The sequence below is a fragment of the Streptomyces sp. NPDC002004 genome (genome assembly GCF_053593975.1).
This window is the reverse complement of sequence record NZ_JBSFDP010000028.1, coordinates 1-17,726: the sequence shown is the minus strand read 5'-3', so window position 1 is coordinate 17,726 and position 17,726 is coordinate 1. Positions and strand designations below refer to the sequence as shown.

11 protein-coding genes are annotated in these 17,726 nt (G+C 71.8%); 3 read left to right on the top strand and 8 right to left on the bottom strand.

The features are described from left to right. Positions 1-79 precede the first annotated feature (79 nt). Positions 80-1,612, top strand: a complete 1,533-nt coding sequence (locus tag ACWCP6_RS28940) for an MFS transporter (protein WP_450935520.1) — start codon at positions 80-82, stop codon at positions 1,610-1,612. 72 nt (positions 1,613-1,684) lie between these two features. Here ACWCP6_RS28940 and serA read toward each other — a convergent pair whose 3' ends face one another. From serA to ACWCP6_RS28910, 6 genes are all read right to left on the bottom strand, one after another. Then, a complete protein-coding gene (serA, locus tag ACWCP6_RS28935; RefSeq protein WP_450935519.1) occupies positions 1,685-3,286 on the bottom strand; it encodes a phosphoglycerate dehydrogenase in 1,602 nt (533 codons plus the stop codon). A gap of 427 nt (positions 3,287-3,713) precedes the next feature. Further along, the gene (gene ilvC, locus ACWCP6_RS28930; RefSeq protein WP_450935518.1) at positions 3,714-4,712 is read right to left on the bottom strand and encodes a ketol-acid reductoisomerase; all 999 of its coding nucleotides are present in this window, start codon (positions 4,710-4,712) and stop codon (positions 3,714-3,716) included. Between the two features lie 138 nt (positions 4,713-4,850). After that, a complete protein-coding gene (ilvN, locus tag ACWCP6_RS28925; RefSeq protein WP_003997672.1) occupies positions 4,851-5,375 on the bottom strand; it encodes an acetolactate synthase small subunit in 525 nt (174 codons plus the stop codon). 23 nt (positions 5,376-5,398) lie between these two features. Continuing rightward, positions 5,399-7,258: an acetolactate synthase large subunit gene (locus ACWCP6_RS28920; RefSeq protein ID WP_450935517.1), complete on the bottom strand. Its 1,860-nt coding sequence runs from the start codon at positions 7,256-7,258 to the stop codon at positions 5,399-5,401. A 284-nt stretch (positions 7,259-7,542) separates the two neighbouring features. After that, positions 7,543-10,449, bottom strand: a complete 2,907-nt coding sequence (locus ACWCP6_RS28915; protein ID WP_450935516.1) for a putative bifunctional diguanylate cyclase/phosphodiesterase — start codon at positions 10,447-10,449, stop codon at positions 7,543-7,545. 398 nt (positions 10,450-10,847) lie between these two features. Next, a complete protein-coding gene (locus tag ACWCP6_RS28910; RefSeq protein ID WP_450935515.1) occupies positions 10,848-11,801 on the bottom strand; it encodes a 2-hydroxyacid dehydrogenase in 954 nt (317 codons plus the stop codon). A gap of 92 nt (positions 11,802-11,893) precedes the next feature. Here ACWCP6_RS28910 and ACWCP6_RS28905 point away from each other — a divergent pair, with 92 nt between their 5' ends. Further along, positions 11,894-12,892: an aldo/keto reductase gene (locus tag ACWCP6_RS28905; protein ID WP_450935514.1), complete on the top strand. Its 999-nt coding sequence runs from the start codon at positions 11,894-11,896 to the stop codon at positions 12,890-12,892. A 174-nt stretch (positions 12,893-13,066) separates the two neighbouring features. Continuing rightward, positions 13,067-14,212 carry a PQQ-dependent sugar dehydrogenase gene (locus tag ACWCP6_RS28900; protein WP_450935513.1) on the top strand — a complete coding sequence of 382 codons (1,146 nt, stop codon included), beginning with the start codon at positions 13,067-13,069 and terminating at the stop codon, positions 14,210-14,212. Between the two features lie 9 nt (positions 14,213-14,221). Here the strand turns inward: ACWCP6_RS28900 and ACWCP6_RS28895 are convergent, their stop codons facing one another. After that, complete coding sequence (locus ACWCP6_RS28895) at positions 14,222-14,395, bottom strand: DUF6191 domain-containing protein (RefSeq protein WP_450935512.1); 174 nt, start codon at positions 14,393-14,395, stop codon at positions 14,222-14,224. Positions 14,396-14,458: 63 nt separating this feature from the next. Continuing rightward, complete coding sequence (locus tag ACWCP6_RS28890) at positions 14,459-17,539, bottom strand: helix-turn-helix transcriptional regulator (protein WP_450935511.1); 3,081 nt, start codon at positions 17,537-17,539, stop codon at positions 14,459-14,461. Positions 17,540-17,726: the final 187 nt, after the last annotated feature.

Here is a 17,726-nt window from a genome sequence, read left to right as displayed (position 1 = left end):
GTCCCATACGGACGTCACACACGATCGTCTTAGACACACGTACTAGACAAGCGTTTAAGACGCCCGTACAGTCCTCCTCATGACGAACACCACCGCGCCGTCGACCAGTTCGGGCGCACCCACGACGAGCACCACCGCACCCCTGGCAGGCCGCAGGGAATGGACCGCCCTCGGCGTCCTGATGCTTCCGCTGCTGCTGGTCTCGATGGACGTCTCGGTCCTGTACTTCGCCGTCCCGGCGATCAGCGCGGACCTGAGGCCGAGCGGCACCCAGCAGCTGTGGATCTTCGACATCTACGGGTTCGTGCTGGCCGGCCTGCTGATGACGATGGGTTCGCTCGGCGACCGCATCGGCCGCCGCAAGCTCCTGCTGATCGGGGCCACCGCGTTCGGCGCCGCCTCCGTCTGCGCGGCGTACGCGGGCAGTGCCGAGATGCTCATCGCGGCCCGCGCGGTGCTCGGCATCGGCGGCGCGACCCTGATGCCGTCGACCATGGGCCTGATCCGCACCATGTTCCAGGACGACGGGCAACGCGCGAAGGCCATCGGCATCTGGTCCGCCGTGATGACCGGCGGCATCGCCCTCGGCTCGGTGATGAGCGGCGTCCTCGTCGAGCACTTCTGGTGGGGCTCGGTCTTCCTGGTCAACCTGCCCGCGATGGCGCTCCTGCTGCTGCTCGCGCCGTTCCTGCTCCCCGAGTTCAAGAGCTCCGCTCCGGGCCGCTTCGACCTGCTGAGCGTGCCGCTGTCCCTGGCGGCCGTCCTGCCGGTCGTCTACGGCCTCAAGGAGATCCCGTCCGAGGGCTTCAGGACGTCGTACGTGCTGTCCGTGGTCGTGGGCCTGGTCTTCGCCGCCCTCTTCGTGCACCGCCAGCGCACCGCCGCATCGCCGATGGTCTCCCCCGCGCTGTTCCGCGGCCACGGCTTCGCTCCGGCGATCGCGCTCAACCTCGTCTCCGCCTTCGGGATGATGGGCTCGGCGTTCTTCACGACGCAGTACCTCCAGTCGGTGCTGGGGAAGAGCGCGATGGAGGCGGCGCTGTGGGGGCTGCTCCCCTCGGTGCTGATCGGAGCCGCGGCCCCGGTGGCCACCGCACTGGTGCAGAAGGGCGTCAACCGCGCCCTCGTCGTCGCGGGCGGCTTCGCCGTCGGCGCCTGCGGCTACGGGCTGCTCGCCCTCGCCGGGACGGACTCGCTGTGGGTGGTGCTCGCCGGTGCGGGTGTGCTCGCCTCCGGCATCGTCACCGTCATGTCGCAGATGACCGACCTGGCGCTGGGTGCCGCGCCGGTCGAGCAGGCGGGTGCCGCCTCCTCGCTGCTCGAGACGGGCCAGGAGTTCGGCGGGGCGCTCGGCATGGCCGTGCTCGGCTCCATCGGCACGGCGGTCTTCCGCCACGACATCCCGTCGTCCGCCCCCGCCCCCGCCCACGAGACCCTGGGCGGTGCCCTCGCCGTCGCCCCTCAGCTGCCGGGACGGGCCGCCGATGCGCTGGTGACGGCCGCGCGGGAGGCCTTCACGAACGGGATGCACGCGGCGGCGGTCGCCGGAGTGATGCTGCTGCTGGCCGCGGCCGTCTTCGCGGCGACGACGCTACGGCGGTCCACCGTCTGACGGCGCTCGGCAGAACGACGCGGGGCCCGGGTCACCACAACGGTGACCCGGGCCCCGACGGCGTACCGCGTCCTAGGCTGCCAGGTTGACCGAGCGGGCCGACGTCGCGCCGATCTCGGCGGCGAGCTCCGCGAGCACGCCCTGCGTCACCGTGTCGTCCACGGTCAGCACGGCAAGCGCCTCGCCGCCCACACCGGCACGGGCGACCTGCATGCCCGCGATGTTGATGCCGGCCTCACCGAGGATGTGCCCGACGGTGCCGACGACACCCGGCCGGTCGGCGTACTTGAGGACGACCATGTGGTCGGCGAGCGCCAGATCCACGTCGTACTCGCCGACGGCGACGATCTTCTGGTGGTGCTTCGGGCCGGCCAGCGTGCCGGAGACGGCTACCTCCTGGCCGTCGCCCAGGGTGCCGCGCACGGTCACCACATTGCGGTGGTCGGGGGACTCGGAGCTGGTCGTCAGACGCACCTCGACGCCGCGCTCCTGGGCGAAGAGCGGAGCGTTCACGTACGACACGGTCTCGTCGACGACGTCCTCGAACACGCCCTTCAGGGCGGAGAGTTCGAGCACCTTGACGTCGTGCTGGGTGATCTCGCCGTACACCTCGACGTCGAGGCGGACCGCGACCTCGCCCGCGAGGGCGGTGAAGATGCGGCCGAGCTTCTCGGCGAGCGGCAGACCGGGCTTGACGTCCTCCGCGATGACGCCGCCCTGGACGTTCACCGCGTCGGGGACGAGCTCGCCCGCGAGCGCGAGACGGACCGACTTGGCGACGGCGATGCCCGCCTTCTCCTGGGCCTCGTCCGTGGAGGCGCCGAGGTGCGGGGTGCAGACGACCTGGTCGAACTGGAACAGCGGGGAGTCCGTGCAGGGCTCCTTCGCGTAGACGTCGAGGCCGGCGCCGGCGACGCGGCCCTCCTTGATGGCCGAGTACAGCGCGTCCTCGTCGACGATGCCACCGCGCGCGGCGTTGACGATGCGGACGGTCGGCTTGACCTTGTGCAGCGCCTCGTCCCCGATGAGACCGAGAGTCTCCGGGGTCTTCGGGAGGTGGACGGTGATGAAGTCGGAGATCTCGAGCAGCTCGTCGAGCGTCACGACCTTCACGCCCATCTGCGCCGCGCGCGCGGGCTGCACGTACGGGTCGTACGCGACGACCTTCATGCCGAACGCGGACATGCGCTGCGCGACGAGCGCGCCGATGCGGCCGAGGCCGACGACGCCGAGGGTCTTCTCGGCCAGCTCGACGCCGGTGTACTTGGAGCGCTTCCACTCGCCGTTCTTCAGCGCGGCATTGGCCTGCGGGATGTTGCGGGCGGTGGAGAGGATGAGGCCGCAGGCCAGCTCGGCGGCGGTGACGATGTTGGAGGTCGGGGCGTTCACGACCATGACGCCGGCCTTGGTGGCGGCGGACACGTCGACGTTGTCGAGACCGACACCCGCACGGGCGACGACCTTGAGCCGCTTGGCGGCGGCGATCGCCTCGGCATCGACCTTGGTGGCCGAGCGGACCAGGATCGCGTCCACGTCGGCGATCGCCGGGAGCAGCTCGGCCCGGTCCGCGCCGTTGCATTGCCGGATCTCGAAGTCCGGGCCCAGGGCGTCGACGGTTGCGGGCGACAGCTCTTCAGCGATGAGTACGACGGGTTTCGTTGACGCAGTGCTCACGTGAGTCCTCACAAGTCCATTGCGGACGGCCGTCCCGACGGCCGCTGGCGGTGGAGGGGTACTGGCCGCGTGGAAGACGCACGACGCTGTGGGCCTGACGCGTTGTTGTTGAGAAGTGTAGTGGCGGTCGCCGGTCCGTTTTCCGCCTCCACGGAAGGATCACTCTTCCGTGGCGCTACGGAGTGGACAAGCCGACGCACGGGGGTGCAACCGCCGTACGACATGGCCGAACGTCCCGGGCCGACCCCGTGCGGCGGGCGCACCGGGCGCATCCGGACCGGCCGGTACGCGGTCCGGGGCCGCATACGGACGGGCCGCCGAAAGGGGGTGCAGCGGCCGCGCGACGGGGCGCAGCGGGCTGCGCGAAGGGGGCGCGGTGGCTGCACGAAGGGCCGCCCCCGATGGGAGCGGCCCCTGCCGTGCGTGATCAGGCCTCGTCGTCGACCCAGCTCATCAGCTTGCGCAGCTTCTTGCCGGTGGTCTCCAGGAGGTGGTCCTCGTCGGCCTTCTTGTACTCGTTGTACTTCGGCAGACCGGACTCGTACTCCTTCATCCAGTTGGTGGCGAAGGTGCCGTCCTGGATCTCGCCCAGGACCTTCTTCATCTCGGCCTTGGTGGCGTCGGTGATGATCCGCGGGCCGGTGACGTAGTCGCCCCACTCTGCGGTCTCGGAGACGGACCAGCGCATCTTCTCCAGGCCGCCCTCGTACATCAGGTCCACGATCAGCTTCAGCTCGTGGAGGCACTCGAAGTACGCGATCTCCGGCTGGTAGCCGGCCTCGACCAGGGTCTCGAAGCCCGCCTTGACCAGCGCGGACGCACCGCCGCACAGGACGGCCTGCTCACCGAACAGGTCGGTCTCGGTCTCCTCGGTGAAGGTCGTCTTGATGACGCCGGCGCGGGTGCCGCCGATCGCCTTGGCGTACGACAGGGCCAGCTCGAAGGCGTTGCCGGTGGCGTCCTGCTCGACGGCGGCAATCGCCGGGACGCCGCGGCCCTCCTCGTACTGGCGGCGGACCAGGTGGCCCGGGCCCTTCGGGGCGACCAGGGCGACGTCGACACCGGCCGGGGGCTTGATGAAGCCGAAGCGGATGTTGAACCCGTGGGCGAAGAACAGCGCGTCGCCGTCCTTCAGGTGCGGGGCGATGGACTCCTCGTAGACCCGGGCCTGGATCGGGTCCGGGATGAGGATCATGATGACGTCGGCCTCCTCGGCCGCCTGGGCCGGGGTGACGACGCGCAGGCCCTGCTCCTCGGCCTTGGCCTTGGACTTGGAGCCCTCGTGCAGACCGACACGCACGTCGACGCCGGAGTCGCGCAGCGAGAGCGCGTGGGCGTGGCCCTGGCTTCCGTATCCGATGACCGCGACCTTGCGGCCCTGGATGATCGACAGGTCGGCGTCGGCGTCGTAGAACAGCTCGGCCACTGGGGTTCTCCTTGGTGTGCTGGTTGTGCGTCCCACCGTACGGCGGGAGGGGGCGGGGAAGTTCCGGGGTCTCGGAATACGGGCGGTCGACGCGGGCCGACCGCTCGTTTCCGGTCGTGCTCCTGCGGTGTCCGTGCCTCAGGCCGACCGGTCGAGGGCGCGCAGCGACCGGTCGGTGATCGAACGGGCACCGCGGCCGATGGCGATCGTGCCGGACTGGACGAGCTCCTTGATGCCGAACGGTTCCAGCATCTTGAGCATCGCCTCCAGCTTGTCGCTTGACCCGGTGGCCTCGATGGTGACGGCCTCGGGCGAGACGTCCACGGTCTTGGCACGGAACAGCTGGACGATTTCCACGATCTGGGAGCGCGTCTCGTTGTCGGCGCGCACCTTCACCAGAACGAGTTCGCGCTGGACGGCGGAGCCCGGCTCCAGCTCGACGATCTTCAGGACGTTGACGAGCTTGTTCAGCTGCTTCGTCACCTGTTCGAGGGGCAGGTCCTCGACGTTCACGACGATCGTGATGCGGGAGATGTCGGGGTGCTCGGTGACACCGACCGCGAGCGAGTCGATGTTGAAGCCGCGGCGGGAGAACAGGGCGGCGATCCGGGCGAGGATGCCGGGCGTGTTCTCGACCAGGACGGAGAGCGTGTGCTTGGACATGTGTTCGTGGCTCTCTTTCGCGCTCAGTCGTCTTCGCTGTCGCCGAAGTCGGGGCGGACGTCCCGGGCGGCCATGATCTCGTCGTTGGAGGTGCCGGCGGCGACCATCGGCCACACCTGGGCGTCCTCGTGGACGATGAAGTCGATGACGACCGGACGGTCGTTGATCGAGTTCGCCTCCTCGATGACCTTGTCCAGGTCCTCGGGGCGCTCGCACCGGATGGCGTGGCAGCCCATCGCCTCGGACAGCTTCACGAAGTCCGGGACCCGGGTGCCGGCGCTGGGCTCCTTGCCGGTGGCCTCCGGGCCGGAGTGCAGCACCGTGTTGGAGTAGCGCTGGTTGTAGAACAGGGTCTGCCACTGGCGGACCATGCCGAGCGCACCGTTGTTGATGATCGCGACCTTGATCGGGATGTTGTTCAGGGCGCAGGTGGTCAGTTCCTGGTTGGTCATCTGGAAACAGCCGTCGCCGTCGATGGCCCACACCGGGCGGTCCGGCATCCCCGCCTTGGCGCCCATGGCGGCCGGGACGGCGTAGCCCATCGTCCCGGCGCCGCCGGAGTTCAGCCAGGTGGCCGGCTTCTCGTAGCCGATGAAGTGGGCGGCCCACATCTGGTGCTGACCGACGCCCGCCGCGAAGATCGTGCCCTCCGGTGCGAGCTCGCCGATGCGCTGGATGACCTGCTGCGGAGCGAGCGAGCCGTCCTCGGGCTGGTCGTAGCCGAGCGGGTAGGTGTCGCGCCAGCGGCTGAGGTCCCGCCACCAGGCGCTGTAGTCGCCCTTGTGGCCTTCGCTGTACTCCTTCTGGACGGCCTGGATGAGGTCGGCGATGACCTCGCGGGCGTCACCGACGATCGGCACGTCGGCGGCACGGTTCTTGCCGATCTCGGCGGGGTCGATGTCGGCGTGGACGATCTTGGCGTAGGGGGCGAAGCTGTCCAGCTTGCCGGTGACGCGGTCGTCGAAACGGGCACCGAGGGCGACGATCAGGTCGGCCTTCTGCAGCGCGGTGACGGCGGTGACCGCACCGTGCATGCCCGGCATTCCCACGTGCAGCGGGTGGCTGTCGGGGAATGCGCCGAGCGCCATCAGGGTGGTGGTGACGGGCGCTTCGGTGAGCTCGGCGAGCATCCGCAGCTCGGCCGTGGCGTGGGCCTTGAGGACACCGCCGCCGACGTACAGGACGGGCCGCTTGGCGGAGGTGATCAGCTTGGCGGCCTCGCGGATCTGCTTGGCGTGCGGCTTGGTGACCGGACGGTAGCCCGGCAGGTCCATGGCCGGCGGCCAGCTGAACGTGGTCCGCGCCTGGAGCGCGTCCTTGGCGATGTCGACGAGGACGGGACCCGGGCGGCCGGTGGAGGCGATGTGGAAGGCCTCCGCGATGGTCTTCGGGATGTCCTCGGCCTTGGTGACGAGGAAGTTGTGCTTGGTGATCGGCATGGTGATGCCGACGATGTCCGCCTCCTGGAAGGCGTCCGTGCCGATCGCCTTCGAGGAGACCTGGCCGGTGATGGCGACCAGCGGGACGGAGTCCATGTGGGCGTCCGCGATCGGCGTGACCAGGTTGGTCGCGCCCGGGCCCGACGTGGCCATGCAGACACCGACCTTGCCGGTGGCCTGGGCGTAGCCGGTGGCCGCGTGCCCGGCCCCCTGCTCGTGGCGGACCAGGACGTGACGGACGCGCCGGGAGTCCATCATCGGGTCGTACGCCGGAAGGATCGCACCGCCGGGAATGCCGAACACCGTCTCCGCGCCGACCTCCTCGAGCGAACGGATGAGGGACTGCGCACCCGTGACGTGCTCGACGGACGCTGACTGCTGTCCTCCGGAACGGGGCCGCGGCTGCGGATGGTGGGCCCCGGTGGCCTGCTCGGTCATCGGCATTCTCTTCTCGATGCTGAGGGTGTGGTGCGATCTCGGTACTGCGGTCGTACTGGGTCCTGCGGGGGTCCTGCTGAGCTGCCGAGTGTCTGAATTGCTCGGTTTTGTTCTAAGTCTGACAAGTGTCGGTGCAACAAAAAACCCCTCGTGCCGTGAGGCAAGCGAGGGGAGCGCGTCGGTGCGGGTTGCCGGGTCCGTCGGGCGGACCGGCTTCAGCCGACGCGCTTTCCAAGTACGAGAATTCGGGTGCGCATGGCACTGACCCTCTCCCCGGCCCCTGGGGCGTGTCAAGTGGGTGGGACGGGAGTCTCATCATGTGAACGCAACAGGGTGTCGCCGGGATAGCTTCCCGCGGTTCCGCCCGCGAAGACCGGCTCGGCGGGACCGAGCGGCACGGGGATCGAGCCGACGGCCAGCGCCCGGCGCAGCCGGTACTCGTCGAGCGGCCCGGAGAAGGCCATCCCCAGGCCGTGGGTGCATCCCATGGACCGCAGGGCGGCCACCTGCTCGGGCAGGTCCACTCCGTCGGCCACCGAGCACATTCCCAGGTCGTTGGCGATGCGCAGCAGCCCGTTGGTGATCTTGTGCAGCCGCGCGGACTCGACGACGCCCTCGATCAGGCTCCGGTCGAGCTTCAGTACGTCCACGGGGAGCCGCCGCAGCGCCGTGATGGCCGCATAGCCGCTGCCGAAGGCGTCCAGGGCGATCCGGACGCCGAGCCGCCGCAGGGCGGCCAGACGGCGCTCCAGCTCGTCCAGGGGCACCGTGGGGTCGCTGTCCGAGAGCTCGATCACGAGGGCGCCGGAGGGCAGCTCGTACCGGGTCAGCAGCGCCTCGACGGAGCCGATCGGCAGGGAGCGGTCCAGGAGACGGCGGGACCCGAGCCGGACGACCACGGGTACGGCGTCGCCCGTACCCCTTCGCTCGGCGGCCTGCTCGATGGCCTTCTCGAAGGTCCACCGGCCGAGCTCGGCCGCGCGGCCCTCCTTGCCGTCCGACTGGTCGGCCACGCGCAGGAACTCGGCCGGGGTGAACAGGATGCCCTGGGCCGAACGCCAGCGGGCCTGGGCGGCCACCGCCATGATCCGGCCACTGTCGAGCCTGACCACGGGCTGGTGCAGCAGCGCGAACTCTCCCTCGTGCAGTGCCGTGCGCAGACGGGTGGCCAGCTCCGTCCTGCGGACGACGTCGGCCTGCATCTGGGGGGCGTACAGCTCGACACGGCCCTTCCCCGCGGCCTTGGCCCGGTACATCGCGAGGTCCGCATTGCGCAGCAGCTCGCCCGCGGTCAGCCCCGGCTCGGCGAAGGCGACGCCGATGGATGCCGCGACCCGGACATCGTTGCCGTCGATCACGTAGGGCTGCGAGAGGGTGATTCTCAGCCGGTCCGCGAGTTCGTGGATGTGCTGCTCGCGGGCGGTCTGGTCGCGGCCGCCGTCGCCGACGATGAGCGCCGCGAACTCGTCGCCGCCGAGCCGGGCGGCGGTGTCGCCCTGCCGGACGGCGTCCTGGAGCCTGCGTGCGGCCTGGACGAGGAGCTCGTCGCCGGCCTGGTGGCCGATGGTGTCGTTGACGGCCTTGAAGCCGTCGAGGTCGATGAAGAGCACCGCCGTGCCTCGGTCGGTGGAGCGGCGCCCGCCGATGGCCTGGCCGACGCGTTCGGTGAACAGGGCTCGGTTGGGCAGGTCGGTCAGCGGGTCGTGCTCGGCGTTGTGCTGCAACTGCGCCTGGAGTCTGACCCGTTCGGTGACGTCACGGCTGTTGAAGATGAGGCCGCCGTGGTGGCGGTTGACCGTGGACTCGACGTTCAGCCACTGACCGCCGCCGGACCGGAAACGGCACTCGATCCGCATGGTGGGCTCCTCGGCGGGGCTGGCGGCGAGGAAGCGGCGCACCTCGTGGACGACGCGTCCCAGGTCCTCGGGGTGGATGAGCGAGGCGAGTTCGGAGCCGACGAGGTCGTCCGCCTCGCGGCCGTACACCCCGGCGGCGGCCGGGCTGACGTACCGGAGCACCCCGCTCGGCGCGGCGATCATGATGACGTCGCTGGACCCCTGCACGAGGGAGCGGAAGTGGTTCTCCTTCTGCGCCAGCTCCTGGGTGAGGGTGATGTTGTCGAGCAGCATGATGCCCTGGCGCACCACGAGCGCGAGGACGACCGTGCAGGCGGTGAAGAGCACGACGCGGTCGACCCGGTGGCCGTTCAGCAGGTTGTAGAGGATCCCCAGGGTGCAGACGGCGGCGGCCAGATACGGGGTGAGGGCGGCGAGCGAGCCCGCGATGGGCCGGGGGGCCGCGAGTCCGTTGGCGGTGCGCCCGGACCCGTGCGCGGCCTGGGGGCCGGCCCCCGCCTGCCGGGGGACGTGCGGCACGCGCTCGTGCGCCTCGTCCGGCTGCCCGCGCCGCGGGGCCACCCACGGGGCGTACGCGAGGAGCAGGGATCCCGCGAACCAGCCCGCGTCGAGGAGCTGACCGGAGCGGTAGCTGTCGTGCAGCAGCGGCGAGGTGAACAGGGCGTCGCACATCACGGTCAGCGCGAGTGCACCGATCGCCGTGTTCACCGCGGAGCGGTTCACCGCCGTGCGCCTGAAGTGCAGCGCCAGGACCATGCTCACCAGGGCGATGTCCAGCAGCGGATACGCGAGTGAGAGCGCCGCGTGCGCCACGCTCTGGCCCTGGAAGCGTGCCGTGTGCGCGAGGGCGAGGCTCCAGGAGAGCGTCAGCAGCGAGCCGCCGATCAGCCAGGCGTCCAGCGCGAGGCAGATCCAGCCGGCCTTGGTGACCGGTCGCTTGGCGAGGACGAGCAGCCCGACGATCGCGGGCGGCGCGAAGCACAGGAAGAACAGGTCGGCGCAGCTGGGGCTCGGCACGGGGCGGTGCAGCACGACCTCGTACCAGCCCCAGACGCCGTTCCCGAGCGCCGCCATGCCGGAGGACAGCGCGAAGAGCAGCCAGGCGGGTCGAAAGCGGCTCTGCCGGCTGCGCGCGTAGAAGAAGCACGAGACGGCCGCCGCGGACGCCGCGGCGCTCAGCCCGAAGTCGCCCATGATCAGCGCGATGCGCTCCGAGCCCCAGCCGAACGCCGCCCCGGCGGCGTATGCCGCGCACACCAGGGCCAGCACGAGCTGGCGCACCAGTCCCGAGCCGCCGCCGGTGAACGGGCGGCGGGTCAGCAGCGCTCCGGGGGCACTCACGGAGTCGCCCCGGTCCGCGGCGCCCCCGGGTCCTGGTGCCCACCAGGGCTGCGGTGGCGTGGGTGGGTGTGCTTCCTGCGGGTGGTGTGGGTGACATGCCGGCTCCTGTGCGCCGGCGGGCGCAGGAGTCGCCGTCGGCGTCCCCGCCGCGTCGGATGGTTCGTCCACAGGCCGTGCATCGCCCGTCGCCCCCCTCGCTGTCCGGTATCAGCCCCCGCGCCTGATGGTCCGCGGCGCAGCCCCTGTCCGGGACGATACACCAGTCTCGTCACTCAGGGACATAGGTCCTCTACTCTGAGTGACCACGTGCCGCAATATGGACACGCGCCGCATTCGGGGGAATGCGGACGGTGCCCGCGGCATGCGCCGCCGGTCTTTCGAGCCGTTCGGAGCCGTCGTCAGACCCCGGTGGTGAGGACGACGTTGTGCAGGTCCTCCCCGGCGGCGTACCGCGTCAGCTGGGCGGCGAGCAGGCGCTTGGCGCGCGGCAGGAACGCCGAGGAAGGGCCTCCCACATGGGGGCTGACCACCACTCCGGGAGCGTGCCACAGCGGGTGGCCGGACGGGAGCGGTTCCGGATCGGTCACGTCCAGGGCGGCGGTGATGCGCCCGGACTCCAGTTCGGCGAGGAGCGCCTCGGTGTCGACGACGGGGCCGCGGGCGACGTTCACCAGCAGGGCGCCGTCCTTCATCCTGGCCAGGAATTCGGCGTCCACCAGGCCCCGGGTCGCGTCGGTGAGCGGGATGGACAGGACGACCACGTCGGCCTCGGGCAGCAGCCCCGGCAGGTCGGCGAGCGGGTGCACGGGGCCGCGCGCCGTGGTGCGGGCGGAGCGCGCGACGCGCGCCACCCGCGCCACCTCGAACGGGACGAGCCGGTCCTCGATGGCGGCGCCGATGGAGCCGTACCCCACGATCAGGACGCTGCGGTCGGCGAGTGCGGGCCGGAAGACGGGCTCCCACCTGCCCTGGTCCTGGGCGCGCACGAACCCGGGGATGCCGCGCAGCGAGGAGAGGATCAGCGTCAGCGCCAGCTCGGAGGTGCTCGTCTCGTGCACCCCGCGCGCGTTGCACAGCCGCACGCCGGGCCGCAGGGATCCCATCATCGGCAGGACGTCGTCGATCCCCGCGGTGAGGGTCTGGACCACCTCCAGGTGCGCCATCCCCTCCAGGGGGCGCACCTTCACGGGCTGGGGGCGCATGTACGGCACGGTGTAGAAGACGCAGTCCGCGGGGTCGGCGGGGAGCTGCTGATCGCCGTGCTCGCCCCCGTTCCAAAGACGGTAGTTGAAGCCCTCGGGAAGCCCGTCGATCTCCTCCGGAGGGATGGGGAGCCATACGTCTGCAGTCATGTCAGGAGGCTAATGCGAAGGCCGCGGACCTGCAGAGGTTAGGTTGGTCGAGCCGCGGAGAAGGCGGACGGGTACGGGGAGGGTTCGGCCAGGTGGAGCGCAGGACGATCGGCGCGGCGACACTCGAGGTGGGCGCGATCGGGTTCGGCTGCATGCCGATGAGCTGGGCGTACAGCGGCTCGCGACAGCGGGGCGAGGAGTCGATCCGGGCCCTGCACGCGGCGCTGGACCGGGGCTGCAGCCTGCTGGACACGGCTGACATGTACGGGCCGTTCACCAATGAGCTGCTCATCGGCCGGGTGCTCAGGGAGCGGCGGCGCGACGCCTTCGTCTCGACCAAGTGCGGGCTGCTCGTGGGCGAGCAGCACATCGTGGCCAACGGCCGCCCCGGCTATGTGAAACGCGCCTGCGACGCGTCGCTCCGCCGTCTGCAGACGGACGTCATCGACCTCTACCAACTGCACCGGGCCGACCCGGAGATACCGATCGAGGAGACGTGGGGCGCCATGGCCGAGCTGGTCGCGGCGGGCAAGGTGCGGTCGCTCGGGCTGTGTGCGATGGGTGTGCGGGGCGGCCGCCGGGTCGGCCGGCAGCTGTATGACGGAACGATCCGTCAACTGGAGCGGGTGCAGCAGGTGTTCCCGGTGAGCGCCGTGCAGGCCGAGCTCTCGGTGTGGTCGCCGGAGGCCCTGGACGCGCTGCTGCCGTGGTGCGCGGCCCGCGGTGTCGGCTTCCTCGCCGCGATGCCCCTCGGCAACGGCTTCCTGACCGGGACGCTCACCCCCGGCGAGGGGTTCGAGCCGGACGACCTCCGCGCACGGCATCCCCGTTTCACCGCGGAGATGATGGCCGCGAACCAGCCCGTCGTCGCCGGGCTGCGCCGGGTGGCCCGCCGTCACGGCGAGTCGGTGACCCCGGCCCAGGTGGCGCTGGCCTGGATCCTGACCCGGGGCCGCCATGTGGTGCCCGTGCCCGGCACCAAACAGGAGCGCTGGGCGGTGGAGAACGCCGGCGCGGCGGAGGTGCGGCTGACGGAGCAGGACCTGGCGGAGATCGCCGGGCTGCCGCGGGCGCGCGGATCCTGGGACTGACGGGGGACGGCGCAACCGCGCGCCACGGGCGCGGGCCGGGCGGCACTACCGCGGGCCACGGGCGCATCCTCCCTGCGGGTGCCTCGTGCCCGAAAGGGGAACCACGGCGGCGCCAGGGGTGTTAGAAGAGTGGGGGCCCTGCGGCGAAGGGAACACACAGTGCGACGTCGAGCCATGGCAGCGGGCTGCGTCACGGCCGCGGTGGTGGTCCTGGCCGCGGGCTGCTCCTCCGGCGACGGAGCCCCGGCGGCGCCGCCCGCCAAGGCCGGCTCCACCGCGTCGCCGGGCGGCACCGGCGCCCCGGTCGAGCAGCCGCCCCCGGCCAAGGGTTCCGTCAAGGTGCTGCGCACGGTCACCGACGGGCTGACGTCCCCGTGGGGCCTCGCCCCGCTCCCGGACGGCGATCTGCTGGTGTCGTCCCGTGACCAGGGCACGATCCTCCGTGTCGACGCGAGGACCGGCAAGCGGACGGAGATCGGCGCGGTACCCGGTGTGGCCCCCGGCGGCGAGGGCGGCCTGCTCGGCATCGCCCTCTCCCCCGACTACGCCACCGACCACATGGTGTACGCGTACTTCACGACGGCGTCGGACAACCGCATCGCGCGGATGCTGTACGACGAGAAGCGGCCCGCGGGGAACCAACTCGGGGCACCCAACACGGTGTTGCGGGGCATCCCGAAGGGGGTCATCCACAACGGCGGACGGATCGCGTTCGGCCCGGACGGCATGCTCTACGCGGGCACGGGCGAAACCGGTGACCGGGGCCTCGCGCAGGACAAGAAGTCGCTGGGCGGCAAGATCCTGCGGATGACGCCGGACGGCCGCCCCGCGCCGGGCAATCCGTTCGGCTCGTCCTCGTACGTGTACTCGTACGGTCACCGCAATGTGCAGGGGCTGGCCTGGGACGAGCACAAGCGGCTGTGGGCCTCGGAGTTCGGCCAGGACACCTGGGACGAGCTGAACCGGATCGTGCCCGGCGGCAACTACGGCTGGCCGGAGGCCGAGGGCATCGCGGGCAAGGCGGGTTTCCGCGACCCGGTGACGCAGTGGCGCACCGACGACGCCTCGCCCAGCGGCATCGCGTACGCCGAGGGGTCGGTCTGGATGGCGGGGCTGCGGGGTCAGCGTCTGTGGCGCATCCCGGTCCGGGGCGTCACGGGCAAGCCGAAGCCCGAGGCGTTCCTGCACGGCACGTACGGCCGGCTGCGCACCGTCGTGTCCGCGGGCGGCGACCGGTTGTGGCTCACGACGAGCGAGACGGACGGCCGCGGCACACCGGTGAAGGGGGACGACCGGATCCTGGAGGTCCGGGTCAAGTGAACCGGGGGCTCACTCCTGGCTCCTGGGCGGCATCCGCACGACCACCTTGCCCGACGACAGGTCTATCGGACCCCGCCCCGGGTCACCGTCGTTGAGGTCGACGCGGGTGAGTTCCAGCCGCTTGCGCTCCTCGTCCGTGTGCCTGCGTCCCGGTGCGAACAGCTCCTCGATCAGGTTGAACACGGTGCCTCCCCAGGCCGAGTCCTCGTTTCCAGCGTAACGGCGCCGCCGCGGAACCGTCCCCCGTCACTTGCCGGCCACCGGCTCGGCCGCGAACAGCTGCAGCCGGTGGGCCAGCGCCGCCGCCTCGCCCCGTCCCGAGACCCCCAGCTTGGCCAGGATGTTGGAGACATGGACGCTGGCCGTCTTCGGTGAGATGAAGAGGTGCTCGGCGATCTGGCGGTTGGTGCGCCCCGCGGCGACCAGGCGGAGGACCTCGCGCTCGCGGCCGGTGAGGCCGAGCCGCTCCACGGGGTCCGCGGCCGGGGCCTCGCAGCGGGTGAGGGTGAGGCGGGCGCGCTGGGCGAGGCGGGCGACGGAGTCCGCGAGCGGCCGGGCCCCCAGATGGTCGGCCACCGCCCGTGCCTGGCGCAGCAGTTCGGCGGCGCGCTCGCGGTCCTCGTCGGCGCCCGACGCGGTGAGCAGGGCCTCGGCGAGGCGGTGGCGTACGCAGGCCAGTTCGAAAGGACGCTCCAGCGGGCCGAAGGCGGTGACGACGTCGAGCCACGCCTCGGGGGTGCCGTCCCCCTGGGCGCGCAGCAGCTCGGCACGTACCCACAGGTCGTACGCGACCCACAGCGGCACCCCGGTGGCCAGGGTCCTGGCGGCGCCACGAATGCGGTCGAGGGCGGCGGCGCGGCCCGGCTCGGCGAGCGGCAGCCCGCGGGCGTCGGCCTCGGCCGTGGCGGCGGCGAGGAGCAGCGGCCAGCCGTAGCGCTGGGTGCCGGGCGGGAAGCCGGCGGCGAGCGCCCGGTCGAGTTCGTCGCGGGCGTCGAGGATGCGGCCCTCCCCGGCCGCGATGCCGAGGGCGATGCGCACCAGCGGCAGGGAGTTCTGCGGCATGGGGTCGTGCGTGCCGTAGTGCCCGTGTGCGAGGGCGAGCAGGCGGGCCGCATCGCCCAGGCTGCCGCGGGACAGCGCCAGATGGGCGAGCCGGAGCGCGCCAGAGCCCTGTGGTTTGGCGCTGTGGCCGGTGCGCAGGGCGGTGCCGGCGGCCTCGGCGGCCTCCTCCCAGTCGCCCAGGGCGTACAGGGATTCGGAGAGGTTGCCCCACACCCAGGCCTCGGCGTCGCGCAGGCCGTATCTGCGGGTGAGCCGGACGCCCGCGCGGAGGATGTCGACGGCCTCGCGGGAGCGGCCGATGCTCTCCAGCGAGGAGGGCAGGTTCACATGACTGCGGCCGACGATGGAGGCGGTGCCCAGCTCGATGACGGCGTCCTTGACCTCGTACATCTCCGCGAGGCCGGTGTCGACGTCGCCCGCGTCGACCCGCAGGCCGCCGAGGGTGAGCCGGGCGTTCATCTCGATCTCGCTCGCCCCGACCATGCGGGCGTACTCCACGGCGCGTTCGGCGGCGGCCAGGGTCTCGGGTCCCGGGGCGTGCAGCATGGACCAGGCGGCGACGCTGGCGAGGACGTCGGCGTGCACCTCGGAGGGCGGCAGACCGCGCACCAGCTCCTGGGCGGTGGCGAGTTCCTGCCAGCCGTCGCCGCGGCCCTGGTTCTGCACGAGGCGGGAGCGCTGGACCCAGAACCAGGCGGCGCGCAGCGGGTCGCTGCCGTCCTCGAGAAGCCGCACGGCGCGCTTCGTGATCTTCATTGCGCGGTCGCGCTCGCCGCAGAGGCGGCCCGCGACGGCGGCCTCGGCCATCAGGTCGAGATAGGCGAGCGGGGTGGTGGCCGGGTCGCAGCCGCCGGAGGCGCCCGCGAGCCGTTCAGGCAGTGGGCAGGGGTAGACCTCGGCGTAGTCGACGGGGCGCAGCTCCGCGCGGATGTCCTCCGGGGCTGCGTCCCACAGCTCCATGGCCCGCTCCAGGAGCCGCAGTTGCTCCGAGTAGGCGTGCCGGCGGCGGGCCTCCACGGACGCGCGCAGTACGGCGGGGAGCGCCTTGGCGGCGTCGTGCGCGTGGTACCAGTAGCTGGCGAGGCGGGTGGTGCGCTGGTCGGCGGGGACGAGCGTCGCGTCGGCCTCCAGGGCTTCGGCGTACCGGCGGTTGAGCCGGGAGCGCTCACCGGGCAGCAGGTCGTCGCTGACGGCCTCGCGGACCAGGGAGTGCCGGAAGCGGTAGCCGTCGTCGTCGGGGGTGGCGAGGAGGATGTTGGCGCCGACGGCCGCGCGCAGCGCCTCGATCAGGTCGTCCTCGGGCAGCCCGGACACGGCGGCCAGCAGGGCGTGCTCGACGGTGGAGCCTCCCTCGGCGACGAACCGCGCGACCCGCTGGGCGTCCTCGGGCAGCCGTTCCACCCGGACCAGGAGCAGGTCGCGCAGGGAGTCGGTGAGGCCGGTGCAGCACCCCTCGTGGGCGGCGACGGCCAGCTCCTCGACGAAGAAGGCGTTGCCGTCGGAGCGTTCAAAGATGTCGTCGACGAGGTCCTGTTCGGGCTCGGCGGCGAGAATTCCCGCCATCTGGCGGCAGACCTCGTCGCGGCTGAACCGGGCGAGCTCGATCCGGCGGACGGTGCGCAGCCGGTCGAGTTCGGCGAGGAGGGGCCGCAGCGGGTGGCGGCGGTGGATGTCGTCGGAGCGGTAGGTCGCGACGATGACGAGGCGGCCGGTGCGCAGGGTGCGGAAGAGGTAGGCGAGGAGGTGGCGGGTGGAGGCGTCGGCCCAGTGCAGGTCCTCCAGGGCGATGACGACGGTGCGGTCGGCGGCGAGGCGCTCCAGGAGGCGGGCGGTGAGTTCGAAGAGGCGGGCGGTGCCCTCCTCGTCGTGCCGGCTGCGCGGAGCCTCGCCGAGCTCGGGCAGCAGCCGCGCCAGCTCCTCCTCCTGGCCCTCCGCTGCGGCGGCGAGTTCGTCGGGGAGCCGGCGGCGCAGGGCGCGCAGCGCGGTCGAGAACGGGGCGAAGGGCAGGCCGTCGGCACCGATCTCCACGCAACCGCCGAGCGCCACGACGGCGCCCGTGCGGGACGCCCCGTCGAGGAACTCCTCGATCAGTCGGGACTTGCCGACGCCCGCCTCGCCGCCGAGCAGCAGGGCCTGCGGCTCGCCCGCGCCGGGCTCCCGGACGGGGCCTGCGGCGCGGGCGAGCGCGTCGTTCAACGTGCCCAGTTCGTCGGTGCGTCCGACGAACACGGGGCTGACGGACCGGGTCTCCACGTCGCCGAGCATCGCACACGGTTCCGACGCCGTCCCAGTGGTTATCCCTTTGGGCAATCGTTCATGGTGCACCGGCGGCGCGGTGGTCATGCGGCGGACGTGATGCGGGCCCGGTCCAGTGAGGACGTACTCACCGGCCCCTCGGTGTCGTGGCCGGGTGACCGGCGTGCGGCACGGCTGGCCTTGCGCGCCGCACGGA

Coding starts and splice junctions, on each gene's coding strand:
- ACWCP6_RS28940 (WP_450935520.1), top strand. CDS start 80: ATGACGAACACCACCGCGCCGTCGACCAGTTCGGGCGCACCCACGACG.
- ilvN (WP_003997672.1), bottom strand. CDS start 5,375: ATGTCCAAGCACACGCTCTCCGTCCTGGTCGAGAACACGCCCGGCATC.
- ACWCP6_RS28920 (WP_450935517.1), bottom strand. CDS start 7,258: ATGCCGATGACCGAGCAGGCCACCGGGGCCCACCATCCGCAGCCGCGG.
- ACWCP6_RS28910 (WP_450935515.1), bottom strand. CDS start 11,801: ATGACTGCAGACGTATGGCTCCCCATCCCTCCGGAGGAGATCGACGGG.
- ACWCP6_RS28900 (WP_450935513.1), top strand. CDS start 13,067: ATGGCAGCGGGCTGCGTCACGGCCGCGGTGGTGGTCCTGGCCGCGGGC.
- ACWCP6_RS28890 (WP_450935511.1), bottom strand. CDS start 17,539: ATGCTCGGCGACGTGGAGACCCGGTCCGTCAGCCCCGTGTTCGTCGGA.